The sequence below is a fragment of the Kitasatospora sp. NPDC093679 genome (assembly GCF_040683455.1).
GTDB lineage: Bacteria > Actinomycetota > Actinomycetes > Streptomycetales > Streptomycetaceae > Kitasatospora > Kitasatospora arboriphila.
Genome location: NZ_JBFBDW010000036.1, coordinates 48,660 through 75,625, shown reverse-complemented (window position 1 = coordinate 75,625; position 26,966 = coordinate 48,660). Strand labels below are relative to the sequence as shown.

The following is a 26,966-nucleotide window of genomic DNA, read 5'->3' as shown; positions in this document are numbered from 1 at the left end:
GTCCCGCTGCGGCAGCAACGGCTCGATCCGAGCCCACGCAGCATCCGTTATCTCTCCTCGACCCACCACAAGATCAATTATGAGACACGGCCTAGGGCCCGCAGGTGACGGTGTGATTCAGCCGCGCTGCCCCCTCCGGCTGTTGACGGAGGGGGCGTCCTGGCCGCTCGGAGGCGTCGCATCCGCTACGGGTGTGCCGGTCTGTGACGGCCCCTTGAGTTCTCCGAGGCCCGCAAAGCGCCTGCGACAGTGCATCACTTCAGTGAGAAGGCCTCGGCGAGCAGTTCGACCTGCGTCGCGAGCAGGGTGTCCCCGGTGTGGCCCATTCCGGAGAAGTGGCCGGAGACCTCCAGGCCGATGGTGCCGTGCAGGGTGCTCCAGGCGAGGACCGTCCCGGTGAGGGCGGTGGCGACGGCTTCGGGGCCGTCCGGGGCGCTGGCGGCCACCCAGGCGGCGACGGCCGTGTCCGCCGCCAGCCAGGCCCGCATCTGGGCGAGCACGGGGGCGGTGGCCGGGGCCGGGGTGCCGGCGGCGAAGACCGGCAGGAAGGGCGTGAGGACCGCCCGGGCGCTCGCGAGGGTCTCCGGCGGTGCGGTGTAGCCGGGGGTCGGGGTGCCCTGGATCAGCAGGTAGCGGTGGGGCTGCGCGACGGCCCAGCCGCGGTAGGCGGTGGCCAGGGCGTGCAGACGGGCGCGCGGGCCGCCGCGCGGGTCCTCGGCCGCGGCGACGGCTGTGGCGGCGTCCTCGTAGGCGTCCGAGATGAGGGAGCCGAGCAGGTCGTCCCGGCTGGCGAAGTAGCGGTACAGCGCGGGCCCGGACATGCCGAGCTCCTTGGCGATCTTCACCAGGGCGAGTGCTGCGCTGCCGCCCTCGGCCAGCTGCCGCAGTGCGGCGTCCTTGATCTCGGCGCGGGTCTGCTCGCGGTAGCGGGCGCGCGGGCCGGTGGTGCGGGAGTCCGCCATCTCGGCTGCTCCTCTCCGTGTCGTCTCGTTCGTTATTGGTTGTCGCTCCAGCGAGAGTCTCTCACGGCTGCGCCTCCATCTCGCTGACGCTTCATCGCCCTTGCGACGAGCCATCGCAACAGTTACAGTCTCTAACAGAGGCGAGGGGTGCTCGCTAAAGGAATGGTCCGTACCGAACGGACCGAAGGAGAGAGGGGACACCATGAACACCCAGGAGCAGCAGCTGCACGTCGTGCTCGGCGCAGGCCCGGCCGGTACGACCCTCGCGGCGGAGCTCGCCCGCCGCGGCCACGTTGTCCGCCTGATCGACCGCTCGGGGGAGGGCCCCGCGCCGCTGGGCGTCGAGCGCCGCGCCGCCGACGTCTCCACCCCCGCCGGTGCGCTGGCCGCCGTGCAGGGCGCCGACGTCGTCTACCACTGCGTCAACGTCGGCTACCACCTGCAGGTCGAGCTGATGCCGCTGATCCAGCGGGCCGTGCTCGGCGCGGTCGAGGAGACCGGCGCCCGCCTGGTCGTGCTCGACACCCTGTACCCGTACGGCCCGACCGGCGGCGCGCCGATGACCGAGCGCACGCCGTGGAACGCCGTCAGCCGCAAGGGGCGGATGCGGGCCGAGCTCGACGAGGCGTACCTGACCGCGCACCGCGAGGGCCGGGCCCGGGTGGTGCTCGGCCGCGCGGCGGACTTCGTCGGCCCCGGTGTGCTCAACTCCACCCTCGGCGGCGCCGTCTTCCCGGCCGCGCTCACCGGCGGCGAGGTGCTGGGCCTGGGCGACATCGACCTGCCGCACAGCCACACCGACATCCGGGACGTCGCCGCCGGGCTCGCCACCCTCGGCGAGCACCCCGAGGCAGACGGCCGGGTCTGGCACCTGCCGACCGCGCCCGCCCGGACGCCCCGCCAGATCCACGCCATGATCGAGGAGCGGACCGGCCGACCGTTGAACGTCCTCGTGCTGGACGCGCCGCGGCCCTTCGGCCCCTTCGACGAGGTGTTCATGGCCGAGTACGCCGAGATGTTCTACCAGCACACCGAGCCCCAGGTGGTGGACTCCGGCGACTTCGAGAGGGCCTTCGGCGCGGCCCCGATCCCGCTGGAGCGGACCCTCGACGAGACCCTCGACTGGTACCGGGACCTGCTGTCCGCCCACACCCCGCGCTCCTGAACCGATGGCCCGGCCGCACAGCGGGACGCCGCCGGACCGCCGTCGGACCACCCCGGGGCGGCTCCCGGGATTGCCGCCGGATCCCCCAGGGACGGCTCCCGGATCACCCCGGACCGCCACCGAACCACCAGAGGCCACCACCGCGGCACCACCCCGCCTACGGCCGCCCGGACGGTTCGTCCAGATCCGGTTCCACGGGCCCGCCGGCCACCGCCGGCGGGCCCGGGCCGTGCGGCCCGATCGTGATCTCCCGGCGGCACGGGCAGTCCGTCCCGCCCCCTACGATGACGGGCATGAACACTGGGGGGCCGGAGAGACGGCTCATCGACGGCCGTTTCGAACTGCTGCAGCGCCTCGGCGGCGGAGGCATGGGCCTCGTCTGGCGCGCCCGCGACAACGCCCTGGAGCGCGAGGTCGCGCTCAAGGAGGTCCGCCCGCCGGACCCGGCGATGCTCGCCGGCGACCCGGTCGCCGCGCAGGAGCTGCGCGAGCGCGTCCTGCGCGAGGCGCGTGCCCTGGCCCGCCTCCAGCACCCCAACGTGGTGATCATCCACCACATCGTCGACACCCCCGACCAGCCGCACCCGTGGCTGGTGATGGAGCTGGTCAGCGGCGGCAGCCTGGCCGACCGCCTCGTCCAGGGCCCGCTGTCGGTGCCCGAGGCCGCGAGGATCGGCCGCGGCGTGCTCGCCGCCCTGCGGGCCGCGCACGCCGCAGGCATCCAGCACCGCGACGTCAAGCCCGGCAACGTGCTGCTGCGCACCGACGGCACGCCCGTCCTCACCGACTTCGGCATCGCCGCCATGCAGGACGCGACGGCGCTCACCGCCACCGGCTCGCTCATCGGCTCGCCCGAGTACATCGCCCCGGAGCGCATCCGCGGCGGCAGCGGCGACGCCTCCTCCGACCTGTGGTCGCTCGGCATGATGCTCTACGTCGCGATCGAGGGCCACCACCCGCTGCGCCGCAGCACCACGCTGGCCACCCTGGCGGCCGTCCTCGACGAGCCGCTGCCGCCACCGGTACGCGGTGCGCAGCTCGGCCCGCTGCTGGGCGCCCTGCTCTCCCGGGACCCTGCGCTGCGGCCCGACGCCGAGATGCTCGACCGGCTGCTCGCCGCGGCCGAGCAGGGCGAACCGGCCGCCGGTCCCGCCCACTGGGCGCCCACCGTCAAGGAGACCTTCAAGCAGCCCGGCCCGCCGGAGTCGAGCTCGGGCTCCACCCCCCAGCCGGTGTTCGGCGCGCCCACGGGCACCCCCGCCGGTGGGTCCACCGGTGCGCCTGCGGGCTACGGCGTCCCGGCAGTCCCCGGGGCGTTCGGCGCACCCGCCGCCGGGTACGGCTACCCGCAGCCCTCGACCGGCTCCGTCGCCGGGTACGGCCACCCGCAGCAGTCCGCCGGAGGCTACGGCTTCCCGCAGGCGCAGCCGCCGGTGCCGTCCGGCCCGAACGGCGGCGGGTACGGGTTCCCGCAGTCCCCGACCGGCGGCATGAGCGGCTACGGCCACCCGCAGTCGTCCACCGGCCCGACCAACGCCTGGACGCCGCAGAACGGCCACCCGAACCACCCCCCGGCCAACGCGTCGCGCGGCCGCACCGTGCTGCTCACCGCCTCGGTGGCCGGCGCCGTGCTCGCCGGCGTGCTGGTCTGGAACAACGTCCAGGACGACAACGGCGGCACCGGCTCCCACGTGACCGGCACGAGTACCGGCAGCAGCACCGCGGCCGGCACCACCGGCACCACCGGCACCACCGGCACCACTGGCACCGGTACCACCGGCAGCGGCACGCCGGCGGCCACCGCCACCAAGGCCGGCGGCAAGAACGCCGCGCCCAAGGACCTGCTCTCCACGGACGGCGTCAAGGCGGTGGTCGACGCGATCAAGCCGGTCGCCGGCACCTCGATGATCAACGAGCTGACGGTCTACCCCGAGTACGCGATCGCCGAGACCCCGAAGACCGACAACCCCAAGCTGTACGACCGGATCGACTACCGGAACGGCCACACCAGCAAGACCCCGGGCGGCAGCGTCATCGGCGACGACAAGCCGGTGGACCTGAACGGCTACGACTGGAGCATCATCCCGGACCTCCTGCAGAAGGCCAAGGACACGCTCAAGGTCCCCAACCCCACGAGCCGTTACCTGATCATCGGCCCGGACATGTTCGACGGGACGCCGACCATCCGGGTCTACCTCTCGGACGCGTACGGCAGCGGCTACCTCTCGTCGGACACCAAGGGCAACGTCTTCCGGACCTACCCGCACGAGTGACGCCGCCTGCGGACCGCGCACCTCCGGGCCCGCCCGAGGTCCGCGGACGTCCGCGGTGACCCGCAGGACCAGCACCGGACTCCCGCGATCCGCAACGGATCGCGGTGACCCACAGCCGACTGCCGGGATCCGGTGCGGCAACGATGCGACCGGCCTCCGGTGTGCCGGGGCGTGACCGTGGAACGGTCATCCCCGACACACCGGAGGCCGTCATGTCGACCACCCTCCCTCGCACATCCGCCCCGGCCGGGGCCCGCGCAGCCGCCCCGACCGGGCCCGCCGCACCCGCGGCCGCCGGACCCGAGGCCGGCACCGCCCGTCCGGAGGCGCCGGTGCCCTCCGTGCCGCCGACCGAGACCCCCGAGTGCGAGGCGTCCACCTGCCACGGGATCTCCCTGCCGGAGCCCGTCGAACTCCACGACGCCTGGCCCGGCTGGATCCCGATCGCGCTGATCGCCGTGCTGGTGATCGCCTGTGCCGGCTTCGCCGTGGCCCGGATCGCCGCCTTCTGACCGGATCGCCGTCTTCTGAGGGGCCGTCGGCCGGTCCTGGCGTCATCGCTCCGCCACCCCGCGGGCACCTCACCGGCCGCGGCGTGACAGGCTGGTCCGTCCCGTCGCGGTCCGTGCGGCGGCAGGCCCGAGGAGAGGCATGGACACCCCGCAGCCGGTCGACATCCCCGACGCCCACTGGCTCAACCCGCCCGCGTCCGCCGTACCGGACGGCCGGGTCCTGGTCGTCACCACCCGCGACCGCAGCGACTTCTGGCGCACCACGGGGTACGGCTTCGTCCGCGACGACGGGCACGCCCTGCTCGCCCCGCTGCCGGACGGCACCGCGGTCGAGGTGTCCTTCGTCGCCGACTTCGACACCCTCTACGACCAGGCCGGGGTGATGGTCAGGGTCGACGAATCGACATGGACCAAGGCCGGGGTCGAGATGTCCGACGGCGTGGCCCACCTCGGCGCCGTCGTCACCCGCGGAGTCTCCGACTGGTCGCTGTCACCCGTTCCCGAGTGGCACGGCCGCGAGGTCACCGTCCGGGCCAGCCGCAGCGGCGACGCCCTCACCGTCCGGGCCCGCTGCGAGGACGGCCCCTGGCGGCTCGTCCGGTACGCCCCGCTGGCCCCGGAGGCACACGCCACGGCCGGCCCGTACTGCTGCTCCCCGCAGCGCGACGGCCTCCGGGTCCTCTTCACGGCGTTCACCTTCGGGCCCGCCGACAGCGCCCTGCACACCGACGACTGAGACCGGGCGTCCCGAACCGTGCGGAGCGGTACGGATAATGACCCGGTGTCCACTCCAGAGGTCTCGGCCCGTGAAGCCGACGTGCTCGCCCTGCTCGGCGAGCACCTCAGCAACGCGGAGATCGCCGCGCGGCTGTTCATCTCCGTCCGCACGGTCGAGTCGCACGTCTCCTCCCTGCTGCGCAAGCTGGACCTGCCGGATTGGAGGGCACTCGCCCGGCGGGCCGCACCCACTCGCACCGGCCGGCCGCACCCCGAGCCCGCCCCGCCGACGCCGACGCCGGCACCGCGCGCCCCTGTCCCCGCCCCCGCCCTGCCGGCGCCCTGCCGGCGCCGCTGACGGCGTTCGTCGGCCGGGTGCGGGAGCGCGGGGAGTTGGCCGAGGCGGTGAAGCAGCACCGCCAGGTCACCGCGGTCGGCCCGGGCGGTGTGGGCAAGACCCGGCTCGCCCTGGCCGTGGCGGCGGAGGCGGCCGGTGACTTCGCCGACGGGGTGTGGTTCGTCGACCTCGTCCCCGTCGCCGACCCCGGGCGGGTGGGCGCGGCGGTCGCGGCCGTCCTGGGCGTGGCCGAGCAGCCCGGCGGCACCCTCGACGATGCGCTGCTCGCCGCCCTGATGAACCGTCAGGGACTGTTGGTGCTCGACAACTTCTCCTCCACCAGGAAGCGCACATGGCCGCGCTGGGTGTGCAGGGCATCGGCCGTGACCGTGACCCCGTTCAGTGCGGTGCGGAACGCCTCCACGATGGCGGTGATGTCGCCGTAGCCGCGGGCTGAAGGGTCGTGCCCGCCGTCGGGGCGGCGGGCGAGCACGCGGGTGGCGAGAGTACAGGCGTGCAGGGTCCGGGCGAAGGAGCCGGCGTTCGGGCTTTGGGCGAGGCTCCAGTCGCGGAGCAGGGCCCTGAGCCACTGCTGCCCGACGACGCCGAGGTCGACGGTCTTGGCCGCCTTCAGGGGGTGGCCCTTGAGTGAGCGCTGTCCGAGGGCCCTGAGGTCAATCACGTCCCCGGCCAGGTGGGGAACCCCGGTGAACTCGGCGAATCCCGCCTGCACAGCCGAGCACAATCGGTCCACGAGGCGCAGCACGTCTTTCTGCGTTGCGGGGCGGATGGCGTGGGCGGGTGTCCCGGCCAGGAGGGTGTCGACGGTGATGGTGTCGACCAGGCGCCGCACGTATTCGGGTTGGAGCGAGTGCATCCACTCCTCGGCCTGCTGGAGGCCGTAGAGCACCTCGTTGCGCAGCGGCTGCGGCAGGGGGTGAGGCTGAACTGGTGCGTGGCGAGGTAGGGGGTCTGGGTGGTGGGGCCAGGCTCGAGGGTCGATGCGGTCGTCGCCGGCCCGGCGGCGATGTCGGCGTAGGACGCGCACGTGGTAGTGGCACAGGCCGTGGGCGTCCAGGCCGGCCCGCAGGCAGGCGGGCACCGCGCAGGGCGGGATGTCGGTGGACGGGATCGGGGTGGTCCGCGCCCAGCGTTCGATGTCCTCGCTGCGCTGACGCCGGGGGAGCCTTCAACGTAGTGGGTCAGGCGCAGGCCCTTGGAGTGCGCGGGCCGCACACAGCGGGCTCGCCCGTGGTGACGGTGCAGGGTCCGCCGTCCTGCCCGGGCTGGGCCTTGGTGCGCACCGGGATGTAGGTGGCGGCGAACTCCTGCGGGGTGCGGCCGCTGTCGCTGCGGACCTGCGCACACATGGCGCAGGAGGCGTTCCTTGGAGACACCACCACATCGCACGCCGCGGTGCGACACGGGGACACCGACGATCGGGGGTGGTCGGGGCCGGCGGTGAACAGCCAGTACTCCATCTGCCACCCCCCGGCCGCCATGCCGGGTCAATGCGCGCAGTCAACCATTCCTGCCACGCCTCGCACTCCCACGCCCGGTCGGCGCCGGCCGGTCCGGGCCCCGGCTGTGCGGTCTCCACGACCGGGTCGCGGGCCACTGCGAAGGGACGACGGCGCGGAGAACCGGCGACGACATGGGTCCTCTTTCCCGCTCCGCAGGGCCGGACAAGGCCAATTTCGGCCAGGTCGGAGAGTTATTGCTCACGACAGAATGGGCGTTGCGTTCAGCAATGGGTCGCTTGCCGATGAATGCGGCATTTGGTTCTTTTTGGGGCGCGCCTCCTCTTCGGAACTCCGACCCGGGGACTCTGTGACGATTAGGCGGCTTGCTTGTGGCCGTTTTTGGTGAGCGCTGACCAAAGGTTCGGTCGGGCGCCCTTCGAAATCCTCGGCGCGATTCCTGAACATGGCCCCCTCCTGAGCAGAGAACATGCACGAACCCAGGTCGATGTGCCGCCTTGAGCTGGTGTTTTGCTGTCCGTGGTGGACATTCGATGTGAGCGTGCTGCAGTATTCATATTTGCTCAACCTGCAGTTCTGGGGCGCCTGGTGCGAATCATGAGAGGTTGGTGCCCCCGTTTTCCGTGGCCCGTGGGGGTCCGGAACGTATGCGCCCCCTGGTGCGCCTCGTGCGCCGTTTGTTTTCCTGGATTAACCCTCTTGGGGGCGGGTATTTGGAGCGTGTGCAATCAGCACTTGGCCCGACTCTTCTGCGTGGAATCTAGATCGTCTCCAATCGATGGGGTGAGTGCCACGTCCAGCCGCCTGATGGTCCTCCTCAGAGGAGGGCCGAGTGACATTCCTGAGATCCACGAAGTAGAGACCGACGTCATCGAGGACCGGTTGAAGATCCCCCGCGGGAACGGCTACGAGCACTTCGAGTTCACGAGGCGCTTCCAGGACGTCGGGGACGTGCTGATCCCCGTCTACCGGTGGTCGTACCGGACCGCCGTGGCCGAGTAGTACGACTCGTCACCGCCTCCCCGGCACCCGACATCGACACCGATGCCTGGCCCCGGGAACACCCGTAGCCGCCGGCGCAGCCCCTCCCTCAACACCCCACCCCACAACCCGAGGTGAACAGTGATCAGTGACCTTCCTGCATGCGTACGAAGCTTCCGCCCCGCGCCCCTGGGACGTGCGTCGTGAGCCGGCCCTCCTCCGGGCGCTCCCGGGGCACGGACACCGTCGTCACCGGCATGGGGTTCTGTCTGCCGGGCGAAGAGCAACCGCTGTTCACCGTGGGCGAGGTCTGGGACGTGGCCTCCCACGGCCGCTCGTGCCTGAAGCACCACGGCGTCTACTACGGTTCCGTCGAACTGCCGGAGACGGCCTTCGCGGAACGCCTGCCCGACGTGCCGGGCATCTTCTCCCGGCACTACACCAACGCCCACCGCTACGGACTGGTCTCCCTCGTCGAAGCCTGTGCCGACGCCCAGTTGAGCATCCGAAACGGAGACCTCACCGACGCTGCGGTCCTGGTCGGCCGTGGGGGCATCGACGCCAACATCGCCAGCTACCTCGAAGTCCTGCACGCCGACGCGCGCACCACCACCCCCCACCAGGCGATGGAGCTGTTCGTCAGGGCCCAGCAGGGACTCACCCCCTCCGACGTGGCACTGGTCCAGGGGGCGCTGCTGCGCACGACCGGGCCATGCTTCACCGTTTCGTGCGGCTGCGCCTCGTCCGCCGTCCAGATCGGCAACGCCCGTCGCATGATCGCCGCCGGCGACATCGACCTCGCCGTCATCACCGGCGTCGACGTCTTCGGCGTGGACGTGATCCAGAACGTCCAGCGCCTGCTGCACGGAGCCCAAGGCGCATACGAGTCCATCCGCGTCGACGGCATGCCCGAGCTCCTCCCGTCCTTCGACCGGGTCATGAGGCCCTACGACCGGCGGGCCGACTGCGTGAACCACGGGGAGGGATCGGCGACCCTGGTACTGGAGAGCCGTGACCGCGCCGAGCGCCGCGGAGCCTACGTCTACGGGCAGGTCCTGTCGCACGGCATGACCCGGGACGGCCTGTCCAACCCCCTGGCAAGCGACGAGAGCGGCGCCTCCCTGGTCACCGCCGTCCGCAAGTGCCTCGGGGACCGGTGGGACATCGGTCAGGTGCCCTACATCCACGGCGGCAGCGACGGTGACGTCGTCGTGACCGCCTTCGAGACGAACGCGGTCCAGCAGCTGTACGGCGACGGCGTGGAAGACCTCCTGATGACCTCCCAGGAAGCCTGCTTCGGCCACAACGGCGCCCCCGCGGGGGCTCTGGGCGTCGCCCTGACCCTCCTGATGCTGGAGCAGGGCGAGGTGTGCCCCACCGCCAACTGCGAGGAGCCCGCCGACAACATCCGCTTCGACCCCGTTCCCGGCGTCCACACCCGGCGCCTGGAGTTCGACTACGCGCTGACCTGCAACTACCAGATCGGTGGGGTCAAGAGCGCCATCCTGCTGGGCAGCCCGGACGCCGACTGACCGCGGCCGCCGCCACCCGCGCCGCCGCACGGCGAGCGCTCCCCGTCCGTTCGTGCAAGCGCAAGGAGACCCTGTGATGGGCCACGCGGAGAACCCGAGAGTTGCCGACACGCACATCGCCGTCATCGGCATGGGATGCCGCCTTCCCCTCGACACCGACTCGCCCGCCGCCCTGTGGCGGTTGCTCGAAGCCGGCCGCGACGCCGTCGGCGAACCGCCGGTCACCCGCGCCGGACAGATTCCCGCCGTTCCGGTCGGCAACGCCGGGCAGATGCCGCGATGGGGAGGTTACCTTCGCGACGTCGCCGGCTTCGACGCCGACTTCTTCGGGGTCTCGGGCAAGGAGGCCGATGTCCTGGACCCCCAGCACCGGCTGCTCCTGGAGGTGACGTGGGAAGCCCTCGAACACGCCGGCCTCCCCCCCGAGCGACTGGCGGGAACGTCCACGGGACTGTTCTCGGGCCTGAGCTACACCGACTACATGGAGTCCCTCGCCGGCCAGCCCCGGGAACTCGAGGGAGCGATCCTCACCAACGGGCACTGTGTCGCCCCCGGGCGCATCTCCTACCTGCTGGGCCTGCAGGGCCCCTGCGTCGCACTGGACACCGCGTGCTCGTCCTCGCTCGTGGCGGTCCACCTGGCCTGCCAGGCCCTGCGCAACGACGAGTGCGATCTCGCGCTGGCCGGCGGCGTCACCCTGATGCTCGGCGCAAGAACGACCATGTCCTTCGCCCGCATGGGGATGCTCTCGCCCACCGGCCGGTGCCGCACGTTCGACGCCGCCGCGGACGGCTTCGTGCGCGGCGAGGGATGCGGCGTGGTCGTTCTCAAACGCTTGGAGGACGCGCTCCGTGACCACGACCGCATCCTGGCCCTGATCCGCGGCTCGGCCGTCAACCAGGACGGCCGCTCCGACGTCCTGGCCGCGCCCTCCGCCGAGGCCCAGCAGGCCCTGTACCGTCAGGCCCTCGCCCGAGCCGGAACCGACCCGCGCGAAGTGGGCCTGGTGGAGACGCACGGCACCGGCACACCCGTCGGAGACCCCGTCGAGTTCTCCAGCCTGGCCGCCGTCTACGGTGTGGGCCAGGGGCGCTGCGCCTTGGGTTCGGTGAAGACGAACGTGGGCCACCTGGAGCCGGCGGCCGGAGTCATCGGCCTGATCAAGGCGGTTCTCTGCCTCCAGCGCGGGCTCGTCCCGCCCAATCTCCACTTCACCCGCTGGAACCGGGCCATCGACGCCGAGGGCACCCGGCTGTTCGTTCCCACCGACCTGGCCGCCTGGCCCGTCCTCACGGCGTCGCGGCTGGCCGCCGTCTCGTCCTTCGGCTTCTCCGGGACCAACGCCCACGTCATCCTCGAACAGGCCCCCACCCGCGGCCGCACCACCGTCCTTCCCGGCGCCGCCACCACCGCTACCGCCATCGGACCGGACCGCGTCCCCGCCGACACCGCGCCGTCGCAGGAGCAGACCACGCCGCCTCACGTCCTCCTCGTGGCCGCCGGCTCCCGGGACGCCCTGCCCGCCGCCGCGGCACGCCTGGCGGACTGGCTGGAGACCGAGGGAGCCGCCGCGCCGCTGCACGACGTCGCCCACACCCTCGCCCTGCGCCGCTCCCCGGGGCACGGTCGGCTCGGGGTGGTGGGCGGCTCCCACGGTGAGCTGACCCATGCCCTGCGTTCCTTCGAAGCCGGACGAGCCCATCCCGGCGTCGTACGCGGCCACGTGGGCGCGGGCGTGAGCCGTCACGCCGTCTGGGTGTTCTCCGGCCAGGGCTCGCAGTGGCCGGGCATGGGATACGGCCTGCTCGGCACCGATCGTGCGTTCACCGAGGCACTGGCCGAAGCCGACGCGCTGATCACCGCGGAAACCGGATTCTCCGTCCTGCGAGCCGTTCACGACCGCGAACACATCAGCGGCTGCGGCCGCGTGCAGCCCGCGCTGTTCGCCCTGCAGGTCGCCCTCGCCGCCACCTGGCGCGACCACGGGGTGGAGCCGGCCGCCGTCATAGGCCATTCCATGGGCGAGATCGCGGCCGCCGTCACCGCCGGAGCACTCACCCTGGCGGACGGCGTGCGGGTCATCTGCCGACGATCCGCTCTCCTCACGCGCATCGCCGGAGCCGGCGCCATGGCGAGCGTCGGCCTCGACAGGGCGACCGTCGAGACCGAACTCGCCGCCGCCGGCGCCGACAAGGTGTCGGTGGCCGTCATCGCCGCACCCGGATCGACCGTCGTCGCCGGCACCGTCGCCGCCGTCCGGGACCTCACCGCCGCCTGGCGGGCCCGCGGAGTCGTCACACACATGATCGACGTCGACGTCGCCTCGCACTGCCCCCAGGTCGACCCGCTGCTCGCCGACCTCGCGACCGCCCTCGCAGATCTGACTCCGAGCCAACCGGCCGTCCCCTTCTACACCACCGTCCTCGACGACCCCCGCGCGACGCCCCTCTTCGACGCCGCCTACTGGTGCGCCAACCTGCGCCGGCCCGTGCGCTTCCACGCCGCCGCGGCAGCCGCTGCCGCCGACCGACACCAGGTGTACCTGGAGGTCTCGCCGCAACCCGTCGTCACCCACTCGCTCGCCGGAAGCCTGACCGGACTGGTTCACGAGCCCGTGATCCTGCCGACACTGCGCAAGAGGGAAGACGAGCGCACCACCTTCCGCACCCAGCTCGCCGCCCTGCACTGCGCGGGTGTGAGCGTCGACTGGTCCCGGGTCTACGCCGACGGCCACCTCACCGACGTGCCCGCACTCACCTTCGACCGCCGACCCCACTGGACCGACACCGCCCCGCCGCGAGCAGTCCTCCGGTCCACCGAACGCACACCCGCCACCCTGCCGGGAACGCACACGGAGGTGCCCGGCGACCGGCCGCGCCACACCTGGCACGCCGACACCGGTACCGACGTCCTGCCCTGGATGTCCGACCACCGCGTCCACGGCCGGCCGGTCCTGCCCGGCGCCGCCTACTGCGCCCTGGCCCTGACCGCCGCCGCCGAGGTCCTGCCCGGTGCTGCGCACGGTGTCGAAGCGACCGACATCCACTTCCGCGAGATGCTGCACCTCGACGCGCACACGCCCCTCGGAACGGTCGTCACCCCGACCGGCACGGACCGCGCCGACTGCGCGATCTTCGGTCGCGGCAACGACGGTGCGTGGGTGCGGCAGGCGACTGCCGACCTACGTCGGATCGACCCGTCCCCCCGCAAACCGGTGCTGTCCGTGGACGCCCTGTCCGCCGGACATGACGTCGTGCTCGATCCGGGCGCGCTCTACGAGAGCCTGCGCGCACGGGGCCTGGAACACGGCCCGGCTTTCAGCGGCATCACCGAACTGCGCAGTTCCGCGCAGGGCGACAGCTTTTGGGCCCGCGTGACACTGCCGGCCCCGGCACAGAGCGCGCCCCACGGCCTACGGATCCACCCGGTCCTCCTGGACCTGTGCGCTCAGCTCGTCGTCGCCGGCCTGGTCCACGAATCCGGCCACGGCCTGGTGCTGCCCGTCCACGTGCAGGCCGTGCGGATCCTCGCGGATCCGGGGAAGGCCTACTACGCGCACGCCTGGCTCACCCACACCGCGGCCGACAGCATCGTCGGAGACGTGCGGCTGCTGGACGAGGCGGGAAATCCCCTCGTCGAGATCGACGCACTGCGCTTCCTGCGCCGCGGCCGGGAATCCGACGAGACCGTCGACCGGTGGTTCCTCGAAACGCGATGGCAGCCCGAGCCGCACCGCGAGCGTCCCGAACCCGCCGAGCCGGGGTCCTGGCTCGTCATCGGCGAAGCGGACGGCTCCGCCCGCACCCTGGCGGATGCCCTCCACCGCGCCGGGGCACGCGCCGACGCCCTCGACCTTCCCGTCGACACCGCCACCCTCTCGCAGCTCAAGCAGGCGATCACCAGGCACGGGGACGCATCGCCCACGCCGCGGGCCGTGGTCGTCCTGTCCGCACCCGCCGCGCCCGAGGACGACGCCGGAGCGACCGCACTGTGCCGCACCCGCCGTCTGCTCGCCGCCGCCCAGAGCGCGATCGCGCGCAGCGCGCCGACACGCCTGTACGCCGTCACCCGAGCCGCCTACGATCTGCAGCCCGGCCGGCCCGTCGACCCGGCCCAGAGCAGCGTGCGCGGACTCGTCCGGGTGCTCACCCACGAACACCCGGAGCTGCGAGCGACCCTCATCGACGCCGACATCGCCGACGACGGCCTGCACCGGCTTGCGGCCGAACTCCTCACCGACCCTCCCGAGGACGAGATCGCCCTGCGCGGCGACACCCGCCACATCGCCCGGCTGGCCTACACCCCCCTGTCCGAGACCGAACGCGCCACCGCCCTCACCCGCACCGTGCGCTACGGCACCGACCGTTTCCAGCTGCACGCGGAGCGGCTCGGCGACCTCGACGCCCTGCGCCTGACCGCCACGGCTCGGCGCGCCCCCGGCCCCGGTGAGGTGGAACTGCGCCTCCACGCCGCAGGCATGAACTTCCGCGACGTGCTCACCGCCATGGGCATGCTGGCGACCGACGACGAAGCGGGCTACCGCATCGGTTTCGAGGCCACCGGCGTGATCACCGCCGTCGGTCCGGGTGTCAGGCATCTGTGCGCCGGCGACAGCGTTCTCGTCGTCGACGTGCGGGGCGGTCTCTTCACCACCTTCACCACCGTGCCCGCAACCACCGTCGCGCCCATCCCGGCGGGCCTGACCGCAGAGACGGCCGCAGGGCTGCCCATCGCCTACCTCACCGCCTGGTACGCACTGCGGCACGTGGCCAGGCTCACCAGCGGTGAGCGTGTCCTGATCCACAGTGCCACCGGTGGGACGGGACTGGCCGCGATCGCGGTCGCGCAGCGCCTGGGCGCCGAGGTGTTCGCCACCGCAGGCAGCGAGGACAAGCGGAGGCACCTGCGCGCCATGGGCATCCGGCACATCATGGACTCCCGCTCCCTGGACTTCGCCGAGCAGACCCGCGCCGCCACCGGGGGAGAGGGGGTCGACGTGGTCCTCAACTCCCTTTCCGGGCCCGCCATCAGGGCCGGACTGGAAACGCTGCGGCCCTTCGGCAGATTCGTCGAACTGGGTGTCCGCGACATCCTCGCCGACACCCCGTTGGGTCTTGGACTCCTGCGGCACAACATCACGGTGAGCACGGTCGACCTCGTCGAGCTCCAGCACACCCGCGCGGACGTGTTCGCCGAGGTGATGCGCGAGGTCCTGGCAGAATTCGCCCGGGGCACCCTCGCCCCGCTGCCCTGCCGGACCCGTCCGCTCGCGCGGGCCGCCGACGCCTTCCGCCTCATGGCCGGCGCGGGCCACATCGGCAAGCTGGTCCTGACGATACCCGGCGACGGCACCACCACCGCCGTCCTGCGTGAAGCGCCCTCACCGGTACGACCGGACGGGACCTACCTCATCACCGGAGGCCTGCGCGGCGTCGGCCTCGCCACAGCGCGCTGGCTGGCAGAGCACGGCGCCGCCCACCTCGTCCTCAACGGACGCACACCGCCCTCGGCCGACACCGAACGGGTCCTCGCCGGGCTGCGCGAACTGGGAACCCGCGTCAGCGTGGTGCTGGGTGACATCGCCCGGCCCGGCGTCGCCGAGAAGCTGGTGACCGAAGCCACCGCCGAGGGCGGGACGGTGAACGGCGTCCTCCACGCCGCGATGGTCCTCGACGACGCCGCCGTGTCCAACATCACCGACGACCAGCTCGAACGCGTCTGGCACCCCAAGACCACCGGCGCCTGGCGGCTGCACCAGGCCACCGCGTCGCTGCCGCTGGACTGGTTCGTCCTGTACTCCTCCATGGCCTCCCTGTTCGGCAATCCGGGCCAGGGCGCCTACTCGGCCGCCAACGCGTGGCTCGACGCCTTCGCCGGGTGGCGCAGCGCCCGCGGCCTGCCCACACTGGCCGTCAACTGGGGGCCCTGGGGTGAAACCGGGGTCGCCACCGGCTTCGCGACCCGCGGCTACCGGACGATCCCCACCGCCGACGGACTCGACGCCCTCGCCGCGCTCCTGACCCACGGTCGCGTACGCACGGGCGTCGTCCCCGGCCCGCCGGACACCTGGATTCCCCCGGCGGGCCGGAAGTCCTCGCTGTTCGCACTCATCACGCCCGAGGCGCCCGACATCCCCGCGCAGAAGGCCGCCCAGCACGCCACGTGCGACATCCGGGGCGAGCTGGAGGCCGCGGAACCCGGCCTTGCCCGGCGCAGGGTGCTCGAGGACTTCCTGGCCGACCACATCCGTACCGTCCTCCGGCTGGGGGCCAGCACCCTGGATCCGCAGACCCCGTTGCAGGCACTCGGGTTCGACTCCCTGCTGCGCATCGAATTGCGCACCCGCCTGGAGGACGCGTTCGGCGTCGGACTCGCGGGCGACTTCGTCTCGGCCCATCCCACCCTGGCGGCTCTCGCCGACGGCCTTGCCCAGCACATCGGCGTCGACCTGGCCTGCGACGCCTCCCCTGCTCCGCCCGACGCCGCCGCATTCCCCGCCGCGGACCTCATCGAGCCCCGTCGGGCGCGGTCGACCCGATCCTCGGGCGCCACGCCCGCCGGCACCAGGCCGCCGAGGACGACCCCATGAACCCGCTTCAGGCTGCGAGCGCGCCGGACCGCCGACCCCGCGAAGGACGTAGTCCCGGCTCCGCCGGGGAGCGAAGCCAGGGGACGGACATGACCTCCACACAGTCGCCGGGCACCTACGAGCGGGTGCAGAACCGCCGCATCTCGATGTTCGTGTTCCCTGAGCCCGAGCAGGTGCGGCCCGCACGCCGCGCCGTGAAGGCAATCCTCGGTCACTGGGACATGGCCCATCTCGCCGAGGACGCAGAACTCGTGACCACCGAGCTTCTGACGAACGCGATCCGGCACACCGACAGCGAGCACCCCATCAGGGTGACGATCGCGCTCGACCAGCGGTGGCTGTCGATCGGTGTGCGGGACCGCTCCAACAGCGCTCCCCGCGTGCACCGGGCGGTCACCTGCGAAGAAGGCGGGCGCGGTCTGCTGCTGGTCGAGAGTGTCGCCAGATCCTGGGCCTGCCGTTTCCATCGCGACGGAACCAAGACCATCTCCTGCCGACTGAGGTTGTGAGACGAGGGTGTCCCCGCCCCTGCGGGCCCCCGCCCGCCCGCCACCGGCTCTGCACAGGGCCGGTGGCCCTCTGCAGAGCGGGCGAGTCGGGTATCGGTGACGAACGGACACCGGTCTCTGCCGCGCGATCGCTCCGCCGGCGGTCCTCACGCCTCTGCGGTTCGTGCGCGCTGCCATGCGAATCATCCAAAGAGCTCCACCTCACATTCCGAACGGGGCGACTGCGGTCTCCGAATTGCCACTGGCATATGTGCCGGACGCCTTTCGTGCAGTCGCCGTTCACCAAAGACCGTGTGCAGTGGCGAAATTCGACAGCCAGGGGGTTTGGGTGATCAGCCCAGAGGATTACAAGGAGATCCGCGCCCTGCGTCGCCGGGGATGGTCCGTCTCGGCGATCGCCCGGCAGCTGGGCCGGGACCGCAAGACGGTCAGGGCCTACGTGAGAGGGGAGCGGACCGCAGGAGTCCGGGCGGTTCGCCCCAGTGAGTTCCTTCGGTTCGTCCCGTACTGCCGGCAGCGGCTCGACGAGGACCCGCACCTGCAGGCAAACGCACTCCACCGCGAGATCGTCGAGTTGGGCTACACCGGCGCCTACTCGACGTTCACCCGAGCCCTGCGCACCCATCTGACGCGCCCGGCCTGCGGATGCCGCCGTCCCAGGACGGACCGCCCCGTCTGCGGCACCGTCGAGGACGTGCAGTTCGATTGGGTACAGCTCCCGGCCCCGCCGGTCGAGTGGGACTGCGGGGCCCGCGCGTACGTGCTCATGGGATCGCTCACCCGGTCCGGCCGCTGGCGTGCGGCCCTGGCCGCCGCCGACGACCTTCCGCACTACGTCGAAGCCGTGGACCAGGTGCTGCGGCGGCTGGGTGGCACCGGGGGGCGCTGGCTGTTCGACCGGACCCCACCTGTCTGCTCACCGGCCGGCAAGGTGGCCGCCACCTTCCACGAGATCGCCACCTATTACGGCGCCTCGATCGCGATCAGTCCGCGGACGGGACCGTCCGTCCCCGCCGCCCGTGCCCGCCGCGCCGTCGTCCTTCACTGGTGGGACACCGCAGCTGACGATGTCGGCATGCAGGAGGCCCAGGACAGCCTCGACCGTCTCGCCGAGCGTTCGGACAGCTGGCGCCGGCGGGCGGAGGGGGACGTCCGGCCCCTGCTGCCGCTGCCCTCGAAGCCGTTTCCCGCCCGCGTCCGCGTTCAGCGCACGGTCGGTCCGCACGGGAGCGTTTCATTCGAGGGGAACCACTACCTGCTTCCCGCAGGCCTCGCCGGCAGCGAGGTCGGGATCCGCCGGAGGCTGGACGAACCGTACCTGTCCGTCACGACCCCCCACGGAGCGGTCATCGCCTGCTTCCCGAGGGCGCCGCGAGGAGCGGGCCGCACGATCGCCGTGCGCAGCGGCCGCATCACCCTGGAACGACCCGTACGGCTCGCCGGCGGGAAGGCGCAGGGCTGCACGGCAGGCGGATCTGCCCACCCGCTGTCCCCGGCGGCCCCGGCCGAGGCCCGGGCACTGTCCGGGTGCGACGACGGGCATCCTGCCGGACCTGGCGCTCGCGACGGGGAGCAGGAGGGGGATCCGCCACTCCCACGCGAAGCCGGCGCCGGTAACCCGCTTCCGCGGCAATCGAAGTAGACCGCCGAGGGCTCCCGAGCGCCCCGACGCCGTCTTCCGCCCGGGACCCGCCCGGATCACGAGGTGGTCGCGGTCGAGCCCGATGAGCGGATGCGCGCCGTGGCCGCCGAACGCCACCCGGGCACGCCGGTGCTCGCCGGCAGCGCCGAGGACATCCCGTTGCCGGACGGGTCCGTCGACGCCGTCGCGGTCGGGCAGGCCTACCACTGGTTCACCCCGCAGGACGCGCTGCCGCAGATCCACCGGGTGCTGCGCGAGGGCGGCGTCTTCGCCGCGCTGTGGAACATCCGTGACGACCGGACCCCGTGGGTGGCCGCGCTTTCCGGCATCGTCGGCAGCGAGGGATACGGCCTGGAGAGCGCCTGGCAGTACGGGCCGGTGACGCCATGGTTCACCGAACCCGAACGGGGCCTGATCGAGCACACCGTGACCGTCCCGACCGACCGGCTGATCGACCTGGTCCAGTCCCGCTCCTCCTACCTGACCGCCGACGCCGCCGAGCAGGCCCGCTTGGACCGGAAGATCGGCGAGTTGGCCGCCACCGATCCGGCCCTGGCCGGCCGCGACAGCGTCGAGATGCCCTACCGGACCTGCGTCTACCGGATGCGGCGGGCGCCCTCCGCGGCCTCGACGACGAGCCCTGACGAAGACCCTCCTCGCCGAGGCGGCCCGTGAGCTCGCCGCGGTGGAGACTCGCCGCTCGTCGCGGGCAATCTGCTGCAGGGGATTGCCAGCACGGCGAGCGAGATCGGTCACCTCGGGCAGGTCTCGGTGAGTTCCCGCAGACACCAGTCATTCATGCGGCTCAGAGTCAGGAGGCATCGGCCAGCCAGAGGTCGGAGCCGAACACCTCGTAGCGGATCCGGCGGGCGGGGACGCCCGCGTGCATCAGCTGGCCTCGAACGTTACGCATGAAGGGGAGGGAGCCGCACAGGTACACCTGGGCGTCCACGGGCATCTCCACGTCCGTGAGGTCCATCAGGCCTTGCCGGGCGCCGGGCTCGTCGACGCCCGGGTGCTCGTACCAGAAGAGGGAGGTGGCGCCGGGCAGCTGGGCGACCAGCTCGCGGGTGCGGGTGCGCAACGCGTGGTCGGCCGGAGAGCGGTCGGCGTGAAGCAGCAGGACGGGCCGGCTGGAGCCGGTGGCGGCCAGGTGCTCCAGCATGCCGACCATCGGGGTGCATCCGATGCCGGCGGAGATCAGCACCAGGGAGTTGTCGGTGTCGTCGAGGACCACGTCGCCGAATGGCGCGGACAGGGTGAGTTGGTCGCCCTGTCGGACGGTGTCGTGCAGCAGGGTGGAGACCTCCCCGTCCGGTGCCCCCGGCGTGTGGACGCGCTTGACGGTGATCCTGCGCTCCTCCGCTTCCGGCGCGCTGGACAGGCTGTACTGCCGCAGCTGGTGGACGCCGTCGGGCATGAGTACGCGAACGCTCACGTACTGTCCCGCATGTACGAGCGGGGCCGGGCCGCCGTCGGCCGGGCGCAGCAGGAACGAGGCGGTGTCCGGGGTCTCCTGTGTGCGTGCCACGACGGTCCACTGGCGCCAGATGTCGCCCGGGCGTACCCCGGCCTCGCGGTACAGGCTTGCCTCGCGGGCTATGAGGGCCTGGGCCATCAGCCAGTAGACCTCGTCCCAGGCGGTGGCGACTTCGGGGGTGACGGCGTCGCCGAGGACGTCGGCGATCGCCGCGAAAAGGTACTTGTGGACGATCGCGTAATGGTCCTCGGTCACGCCTACCGCGGCGTGCTTGTGCGCGATGCGGCCCAGCAGGGCCTGGGGGTGGCTGTCCGGGTGGGCCAGCAGTGCGCCAGCGAAGGCGGCGATGGATCCGGCCAGGGCCTGCCGCTGGGCCCCGCTGGCCTGGTTGCCGCGGTTGAACATCCCGTCGAGCAGCTCGGGCCGGTCAGCGAACATCGTGGCGTAGAAGCGGGTGGTGATGTCGTCCAGGGACGCGCCCACCACGGGCAGGGTGGCGCGGATCATGTCAGCGGAGTCGGGCGAGAGCACGGCAGCTCCTTGGAAGGCGGGACAGGGAGCGGGTGGGGCCGATTGTTCGAAGGCCAGGACCGGTGTATCAGGCGCCGGGACCGCCACGATGGAACAAATCGGACAACGTCTCGGATCGAGGTCGAAGGTCCCATTGGGCGAGGTCTCCAGGGCCGAAGCCGGGCTCTCCGGGCTGCACCGTTCGGCCCTAGCGAGCCGCCGGTGGGCCTTGGCGGGGAGCGGGCAACGCAGCCAAAGTGGGGGTTCTGGGCCCAGGCCCTCAACGTCATCGTCATGGCCTGGCACCCGGCCGCACCGCTGTGCTACCTGAGCCTGTTCCACTACTACACGCCGGACGACGCGCTCTCCCACGGAACGATCACCTGGGACCCGTTCGCCGTCCTGGTAGCCGTCGGGTTGGCCGGGATCGCCACCGCGCCCCCGCTCCTGCTGCGCCGGGACCTGGACCCCTGAGCACCGAGCCGCCCCCATCCTGCCCGGGCGTCAACCCCAGCCGAGGACCCCCGGAATCCGCTTCGGGCATCGAGGGTCGTGCCCTCGGGACCGTTGTTCCACCGCCAGTGACCAATGGCCCAATGCTCGGCTGATCGACCGCAGGCCAGGCTGTTAGCCACACCCCGAACGATGGAGCGTCCAGCTACGAGCGGCTGGGCAGCCACGAACGCCATTCCTGCAGAGCAGAGTTGAGGAGAATTCTGATGGCAAAGGCCTACCTTGTCGGCAGTGGCATAGCGGCCCTGTCCGCGGCGACGTTCCTGATCCGCGACGGCGGCTTCGCCGGCAGCGACATCCACGTCTTCGAGGAACAGGAGGAGGTCGGTGGCAGCCTGGATGCGGGCGGCACCCCGGAGACGGGTTACACGATGCGAGGCGGGCGAATGTTCGAGGCCCAGTTCCGCTGCACCTACGACCTACTGTCTGGCATCCCGTCGTTGGACGACCCGTCCGTGTCCGCTACCCAGGACATCTTCGACTCCCATCAGGAGTCCCCGTGGGACGACGCCACCCGGCTGGTGGGTGCGGGAGGGGCGATCCGCGACGGCCACGCCATGGGCTTCTCCGAGCGCCACCGCGTGGAGTTGGTCGCCTGCCTGGCCGGACCGGAGCGGATGCTTGACGGCAAGCGGATCACCGACTGCTTCAGCGAGGACTTCTTCACCACCGACTTCTGGTACATGTGGTGCACCACCTTCGCTTTCGAGCCCTGGCACAGCGCGATCGAGTTCCGCCGCTACCTGCGGCGCTTCGTGCACCTGTTCCCGGAGTTCGAGACGATGTCCGGGATCCACCGGACCCGGTACAACCAGTACGACTCGATCGTCCGCCCACTGACCGCCTGGCTGCTGGATCGCGGAGTGCGGATCCACACCGGCCACCAGGTGACCGACCTGTCCTTCCGAGCCGGACCCGGTACGAGCGTCCAGCGCATCCACTTCGCGGGTGCCCACGCCGACCTGCCGGTCGCCCCGGAGGACCTGGTGTTCGTCACCAACGGCTCGATGACGGCCGACTCCACCCTGGGCTCGCACACCGCGGCGCCGGAAGGCCCGCACACCAACCGCAGCCCCTCCTCCTTCCTGCTCTGGCACCGCATCGCCCGCGGCCGCGAGGACTTCGGCCGCCCGGAAGTGTTCGACCGAAGTGTCGCGGAATCCACCTGGGAGTCCTTCACCGTCACCGCCAAGGACCCGGCCTTCCTGGACTGGATGGAGACGTTCACTGCACGCGCCACCGGCCGCGGCGGTCTGCTCACCCTCACCGACTCCCCCTGGCTGCTCACCGTCGTGGTCAACCGCCAGCCGGTCTACCAGCAGCAGCCCGAGGGCGTGTCCGTCTGGTGGGGCTACGGGCTCTTCCCCGACAAGCCCGGGACGTACGTCCGCAAGCCCATGCGGGAGTGCAGCGGGGAGGAGATCCTCCAGGAGGTCCTGCACCACCTGGCCGTGGACGCCGCCACCGCGGAGCGCGTCGCCGAGACATCCACCGTCATCCCCTGCCTGATGCCCTACATCACCAGCCAGTTCCTGGTCCGCAGCCACGGCGACCGGCCGCAGGTCGTCCCGAACGGCTCCGCCAACCTCGCCTTCATCGGCCAGTTCGCCGAGGTCCCCGACGACGTCGTCTTCACCGTCGAGTACTCCGTGCGCACCGCCTGGACCGCCGTGGCGCAGCTCCTCGGCCTCGACCGGCAGCCCCCGGCCGTCTACAAGGGCCACCACGACCCGCACGTCCTGGCTCAGGCTCTGCACACCATGCACCGCAAGTGACGTCGGGCCGACCCTGGGCCCGGCCCTCACCGAACCGCCCGCGGGCTCGCGCCCAGGGCAGAACGCAACTCGTACCTCACCAGCTCACCGTCCCAGTAGCAGAACCGGCAGAGCAGCCCATCATGGCCGTCCACCACGCCCACCCCTCCCGGATGCCCCGCCGCCTCGCGGCCAGGCTTCACCACCGCACCGCCCGGCCGACCGACCGAGCCGGCGCCGGCACGGCGACGGTGACCGCGATCACCGCGTTGGCCGCCGCCCGAGTCGCCCTCGGCTTCGTGTTCCTGTGGGCGTTCCTCGACAAGGCTTTCGGCCTCGGGTACGCCACCAAGAGCGCCGCTGCCTGGGTCAACGGCAGCTCGCCCACCAAAGGCTTCCTCAGCCACGTCTCGGCCGGCCCGCTGCAGTCCACGTTCCACTCCTGGGCCGGACAGGCCTGGGCCGACTGGCTGTTCATGCTCGGCCTGCTCGGCCTCGGTCTCGCTCTGATCGGCGGGATCGGCCTGCGGATCGCCGCGGCGAGCGGGACCCTGCTGCTGGCGATGATGTGGGCCGCCGAGTGGCCGCCCGCACGCCACCTGGCGAACGGCGCCGCCAGCGGCTCCAGCAACCCGGTGGCCGACTACCACCTGGTCTACGCCCTGCTGCTGATCGTGTTGGCCGCCACCTCCGCCGGTGACCGCTGGGGGCTGGGCCGCCGCTGGGCCGCACTCCCGGTCGTGCGCGACCACCCCTGGCTGCGCTGAGCGCCCCACCGCGCGCAGTGGCCGACCGTGATCGTCCCGCGGTCGGCCACTGCGTTTCTGCATGGCGGGCGTCTCGACACCCTCCGGACCCGCCTCATCAGCGCCGAACGGTCGGGAAAACGTGTCCTCGATGACCGGCGGCGTCGGCCGGCTCAACGTCCCGATGTCCGGATCGACACCGTCGCCAAGCACTGGCACTCGCCGCGAGGACGACGAAGCCCCCGGCCGGTCGAGAGTTGTGGGCCTCGACCGGTCGAGGAGCGGGTGCGGCCGGCGCGATCAGACGGTGGGCAGCCCCTGGGCGCCGAACACCGCGCGGGCCGCAGCCACCTGGCCGGGGGCCGGTGTCTGCGTAACGGCGACGGTGAACTCCCTGCCGAGAGCCCGTCATTTGACAGCGCCGATCTTGTGGAAGGGCAGGACGTCGACCCGGGTGACGTTGCCGAGCGAGGCGGTGAATGCGGCAACGCCCTCGATGTTCTCGACGAGGTCGGTGAGTCCGGGGACGAGGACGAAGCGGACCCAGACCCCCGTGCCGAGGCCGGCCAGCCAGCGGGCGAATCCAACTCGGTGCACTTGGTTGCCTCCTGGGCGATTTCGTCGGCTGTGGTGCCTCGGCCGTTGCACAGCTGCCAGGCGTCGGGGTCGTGGCAGTAGAAGCAGGGCAGCCGGCGAGGAAGGCGACGAAGCGCGTGCCCGAGTCGTCGACGCCGGTGAACAGGTCCCAGGAGTGCAGCCGGTCGGTCGGCGGACAGGGCGGAGGTGCCGCGGCGTCGGCCGGCGCGGCGGCAGTTTCGGTCATTCCGGCACTCTGCCTCCGGCGCCCGACCTCGGGCGTGTACCCGCACCGACCGGCCAACCGGCCTGACCAAGTCCACGCTCAGCAGCGCGAACTGGGGGAACAAGGCTGACAGAAGATCGACAGACACCCATCATGATCGATAACTTTCGAGATCCACGGGCAGCTTTCACGGAACTCGCGCCAGAGCCAACTCCTACTGTCCCTTGACAGTCCCGGTCGACTCCGGCGCGGCGGGCATGGGGCCATCCTGCCTGGTCGTGGCGTCAGGTGGTCCGGCAGGCTCCAGCGGTAAAAGCCACCTCTGCTGATCGGCCTGCCTACCTTGCCGTTGTCGCTGCTCGCCCGATATCGCTCACCGTCTCACAGAGGTACCGGCTGAAGAAGGTGGCCTACGGCCACGAGACTCCCCACCAAGCCCGGATGCGTGCGCACATCGTGCTCCACACGGCCAGGGGCTGCTCCAACGCACGCATCGCCCGCGAGACGGGACTGCACGTGGATACCGTGCGGACCTGGCGGCGCCGGTTCGCCGAGCAGGGCGTGCCTGGGCTGGCCGACCGCCGGCGCCCCGGTCGCCCACCCTCGTTCCCCGCACTGCAGAGCGCCAGATCAAGGCGCTGGCCTGCCAACTGCCCGCCGAGACCGGTACTCCGCTATCCCGCTGGTTGTGCCCGGAACTGGCCCGCGAGGTGGTCGCCCGGGCTATCGCCCCGGCCATGGCGGCCTCCACTGTGCGCCGCCGGCTCAAGGCCGACGCGATCAAGCCCTGGCAGTACCCGTCCTGGATCTTCATCCGCGACCCGAACTTCCAGGCCAAGGCCGCCCGCGTGCCGGGCCCAAGCGGTGATCCAGTAGGACCAGGCGGTCAGGAACCCGGCGAACTCCCCGAACGCCTCACGGGCGTAGACGTACGGTCCGCCGCTTCCCGGCACCCGCTCCGAGAGCCGCCCGAACACCATCGCGAGCGCCGGCGCGCCAATCGTCACCAGCACGAACGCCGCCAGCGCGATCGGCCCGTACGGCGCGAGCGCAGAGGGCAGCGCGAACACCCCGATGCCGATGACGCTGCCGACCACCAGCGCAGTCGCGGCCAGTAGCCCGAAGCCGCCGGCGGCATCTCGCCGCCCGTCGACTGCACTGCCCTGCTGTGATCTTCCGCGATCGTGTGCGGACATGGACTGCTCCTCCGTGGTGCGCTCCGGGGAGAGACGGACACCAGTGCGTCCATCACTCACGGTGACGATCCTGGGCCGCGACCAGGGCTCGTCCCAGGGGACCGTCGGGCCCTGTCGCGGGTGCCACCGGTCCCCTCCCGCACCTCCCACCGGTCCCGCAGCCCCACTTGCCCAGGATCCGGCGCTGCCAGGGACCACTGGCCCACTCCTCGGCCCGATAGGTCCCTGGGCCCGGTCGGATCACCACCGACAGAGTTCTCTCGGCACCGGACCCGAGCAAGCAGCCTGACCGCAGGCCAACCAGCGACCCTGGAGGAGAGCACTGATGACGCGCCGCGTCCTGACTGGAATCGACGGATCCCCGAGCAGCGAGGCTGCGGCCCACTGGGCCGCCGGGGAAGCCCAACGCCGTGGCGCTCCGCTTCGGCTGCTGCACGCCTGGCCCTGGCTCAGCCCCGAGGACACCGAGGCCCCCGGCGACTTCCGGCCCGGCGACCTTCGCCCGGCCGCCCTGCGGGCACTGGCCGACATCGCCGCAAGCATCCGCCGAAACCACCCGGGGCTCGTGATCGAGACCGCGGTGATCGGAGACGACCCCGTCGACGCGTTGGTCAAGGCAGCTGAAGGCCGGGAACTCCTCGTGCTCGGCTCACGCGGCCTCGGCGGCTTCGCCGGCCTGCTGACCGGCTCGGTCGCACTGGCGGTGGCGGCTCGCGTCAACGCCCCAACGGTCCTGGTCCGGGCCGACCGGCTCGCCTCGCCCCACAACGGCACGACACCGCGGGGCGAGGTCGTCGTCGGTGTGGACCCCCGTCAGCCCGCCGACCCGGTCATCGACTTCGCGTTCGCCGAGGCCGCCCGGCGCGGCGCGCGCCTGCGGGCCGTCCACGGCTGGGATCCGGTGCCGCTGTGGGCCGCCACCAGCTGGGTGCCGCCACGTTCGGAGATCGCCGCGCGGGAGGCCGCCGTGAAACGCTCGCTCACCGAATCGCTCGCCACGTCACGAGCTGCTCACCCGAACGTCCCGGTCGTCGTCGAGGTCCGGCGCGGCAGCGCGGCCCATGCCGTCGTCACCGCCGCCGAAGGCGCCGACCTGGTCATCGTCGGCCGCCGCGACCGCCGCCACCCCCTGGGCATTCGGCTCGGTCCCGTCACTCACGCCGTGCTCCACCACGCCGCCGCCCCGGTAGCGGTGATCCCGCACAACTGAGCCCGCCCCGTCCGTTCCCAGCCGCTCGCCGGGCAGTCCGACCACGACCCGCGAT

21 protein-coding genes and 1 pseudogene are annotated in these 26,966 nt (G+C 72.0%); 16 read left to right on the top strand and 6 right to left on the bottom strand.

The window, feature by feature from the left end:
- Positions 1-254 precede the first annotated feature (254 nt).
- Complete coding sequence (locus AB0O09_RS26245; RefSeq protein WP_363545132.1) at positions 255-962, bottom strand: TetR/AcrR family transcriptional regulator; 708 nt, start codon at positions 960-962, stop codon at positions 255-257.
- A 202-nt stretch (positions 963-1,164) separates the two neighbouring features.
- Between AB0O09_RS26245 and AB0O09_RS26240 the strand changes: the two genes are divergently transcribed.
- The 5 genes from AB0O09_RS26240 to AB0O09_RS26220 all read left to right on the top strand — a co-directional run bounded on the left by AB0O09_RS26240 (position 1,165) and on the right by AB0O09_RS26220 (position 5,987).
- Positions 1,165-2,127 carry an NAD-dependent epimerase/dehydratase family protein gene (locus AB0O09_RS26240; RefSeq protein ID WP_363545129.1) on the top strand — a complete coding sequence of 321 codons (963 nt, stop codon included), beginning with the start codon at positions 1,165-1,167 and terminating at the stop codon, positions 2,125-2,127.
- 293 nt (positions 2,128-2,420) lie between these two features.
- The gene (locus AB0O09_RS26235) at positions 2,421-4,400 is read left to right on the top strand and encodes a protein kinase (RefSeq protein ID WP_363545127.1); all 1,980 of its coding nucleotides are present in this window, start codon (positions 2,421-2,423) and stop codon (positions 4,398-4,400) included.
- A 212-nt stretch (positions 4,401-4,612) separates the two neighbouring features.
- Positions 4,613-4,912: a DUF6480 family protein gene (locus AB0O09_RS26230; RefSeq protein WP_363545124.1), complete on the top strand. Its 300-nt coding sequence runs from the start codon at positions 4,613-4,615 to the stop codon at positions 4,910-4,912.
- A 139-nt stretch (positions 4,913-5,051) separates the two neighbouring features.
- Entirely contained in the window at positions 5,052-5,648 is a 597-nt protein-coding gene (locus AB0O09_RS26225) for a DUF1349 domain-containing protein (RefSeq protein WP_363545121.1), read from the top strand.
- 45 nt (positions 5,649-5,693) lie between these two features.
- Complete coding sequence (locus AB0O09_RS26220) at positions 5,694-5,987, top strand: helix-turn-helix transcriptional regulator (protein WP_363545118.1); 294 nt, start codon at positions 5,694-5,696, stop codon at positions 5,985-5,987.
- A gap of 283 nt (positions 5,988-6,270) precedes the next feature.
- Here AB0O09_RS26220 and AB0O09_RS26215 read toward each other — a convergent pair whose 3' ends face one another.
- Positions 6,271-6,876 (bottom strand): hypothetical protein, encoded by a 606-nt coding sequence (locus AB0O09_RS26215; RefSeq protein WP_363545115.1) that lies wholly within the window; start codon positions 6,874-6,876, stop codon positions 6,271-6,273.
- A gap of 292 nt (positions 6,877-7,168) precedes the next feature.
- Positions 7,169-7,336: a hypothetical protein gene (locus AB0O09_RS26210; RefSeq protein ID WP_363545112.1), complete on the bottom strand. Its 168-nt coding sequence runs from the start codon at positions 7,334-7,336 to the stop codon at positions 7,169-7,171.
- 894 nt (positions 7,337-8,230) lie between these two features.
- Here AB0O09_RS26210 and AB0O09_RS26205 point away from each other — a divergent pair.
- The 6 genes from AB0O09_RS26205 (at position 8,231) to AB0O09_RS26180 (ending at position 19,375) form a co-directional block, all read left to right on the top strand.
- A complete protein-coding gene (locus AB0O09_RS26205; RefSeq protein ID WP_263108343.1) occupies positions 8,231-8,449 on the top strand; it encodes a DUF5988 family protein in 219 nt (72 codons plus the stop codon).
- Positions 8,450-8,685: 236 nt separating this feature from the next.
- Entirely contained in the window at positions 8,686-9,960 is a 1,275-nt protein-coding gene (locus AB0O09_RS26200) for a beta-ketoacyl synthase N-terminal-like domain-containing protein (protein ID WP_363545109.1), read from the top strand.
- Between the two features lie 76 nt (positions 9,961-10,036).
- Positions 10,037-16,549 (top strand): type I polyketide synthase, encoded by a 6,513-nt coding sequence (locus AB0O09_RS26195; RefSeq protein ID WP_363545106.1) that lies wholly within the window; start codon positions 10,037-10,039, stop codon positions 16,547-16,549.
- 89 nt (positions 16,550-16,638) lie between these two features.
- Entirely contained in the window at positions 16,639-17,058 is a 420-nt protein-coding gene (locus AB0O09_RS26190; RefSeq protein WP_363545104.1) for an ATP-binding protein, read from the top strand.
- A 298-nt stretch (positions 17,059-17,356) separates the two neighbouring features.
- Complete coding sequence (locus AB0O09_RS26185) at positions 17,357-18,700, top strand: helix-turn-helix domain-containing protein (RefSeq protein WP_363545102.1); 1,344 nt, start codon at positions 17,357-17,359, stop codon at positions 18,698-18,700.
- A 63-nt stretch (positions 18,701-18,763) separates the two neighbouring features.
- Positions 18,764-19,375: a class I SAM-dependent methyltransferase gene (locus AB0O09_RS26180; protein ID WP_363545099.1), complete on the top strand. Its 612-nt coding sequence runs from the start codon at positions 18,764-18,766 to the stop codon at positions 19,373-19,375.
- Positions 19,376-19,511: 136 nt separating this feature from the next.
- On the opposite strand, the gene AB0O09_RS26175 is transcribed toward AB0O09_RS26180, so the two are convergent.
- Complete coding sequence (locus AB0O09_RS26175) at positions 19,512-20,711, bottom strand: globin domain-containing protein (protein ID WP_363545096.1); 1,200 nt, start codon at positions 20,709-20,711, stop codon at positions 19,512-19,514.
- A gap of 273 nt (positions 20,712-20,984) precedes the next feature.
- On the opposite strand from AB0O09_RS26175, the gene AB0O09_RS26170 reads away from it, so the two are divergent.
- From AB0O09_RS26170 to AB0O09_RS26160, 3 genes are all read left to right on the top strand, one after another.
- Positions 20,985-21,164 carry a hypothetical protein gene (locus tag AB0O09_RS26170; RefSeq protein ID WP_363545093.1) on the top strand — a complete coding sequence of 60 codons (180 nt, stop codon included), beginning with the start codon at positions 20,985-20,987 and terminating at the stop codon, positions 21,162-21,164.
- A gap of 242 nt (positions 21,165-21,406) precedes the next feature.
- Positions 21,407-22,978, top strand: coding sequence for an oleate hydratase (locus tag AB0O09_RS26165; RefSeq protein WP_363545151.1), 1,572 nt, complete (start codon positions 21,407-21,409; stop codon positions 22,976-22,978).
- A 122-nt stretch (positions 22,979-23,100) separates the two neighbouring features.
- Entirely contained in the window at positions 23,101-23,724 is a 624-nt protein-coding gene (locus AB0O09_RS26160) for a hypothetical protein (RefSeq protein WP_363545090.1), read from the top strand.
- Between the two features lie 387 nt (positions 23,725-24,111).
- On the opposite strand, the gene AB0O09_RS26155 is transcribed toward AB0O09_RS26160, so the two are convergent.
- Positions 24,112-24,300 carry a hypothetical protein gene (locus AB0O09_RS26155; protein WP_363545087.1) on the bottom strand — a complete coding sequence of 63 codons (189 nt, stop codon included), beginning with the start codon at positions 24,298-24,300 and terminating at the stop codon, positions 24,112-24,114.
- A gap of 646 nt (positions 24,301-24,946) precedes the next feature.
- Between AB0O09_RS26155 and AB0O09_RS26150 the strand changes: the two genes are divergently transcribed.
- On the top strand, positions 24,947-25,381 hold the full coding sequence (locus tag AB0O09_RS26150) for a helix-turn-helix domain-containing protein (protein WP_363545148.1): 435 nt from the start codon (positions 24,947-24,949) through the stop codon (positions 25,379-25,381).
- Here the strand turns inward: AB0O09_RS26150 and AB0O09_RS26145 are convergent.
- Positions 25,351-25,701 (bottom strand): annotated as a pseudogene (locus AB0O09_RS26145) (amino acid permease); the annotation flags it as partial. The gene AB0O09_RS26150 and the pseudogene AB0O09_RS26145 overlap by 31 nt on opposite strands.
- A 325-nt stretch (positions 25,702-26,026) precedes the next feature.
- Here AB0O09_RS26145 and AB0O09_RS26140 point away from each other — a divergent pair.
- Positions 26,027-26,911, top strand: a complete 885-nt coding sequence (locus tag AB0O09_RS26140) for a universal stress protein (protein WP_363545084.1) — start codon at positions 26,027-26,029, stop codon at positions 26,909-26,911.
- Positions 26,912-26,966 lie beyond the last annotated feature (55 nt).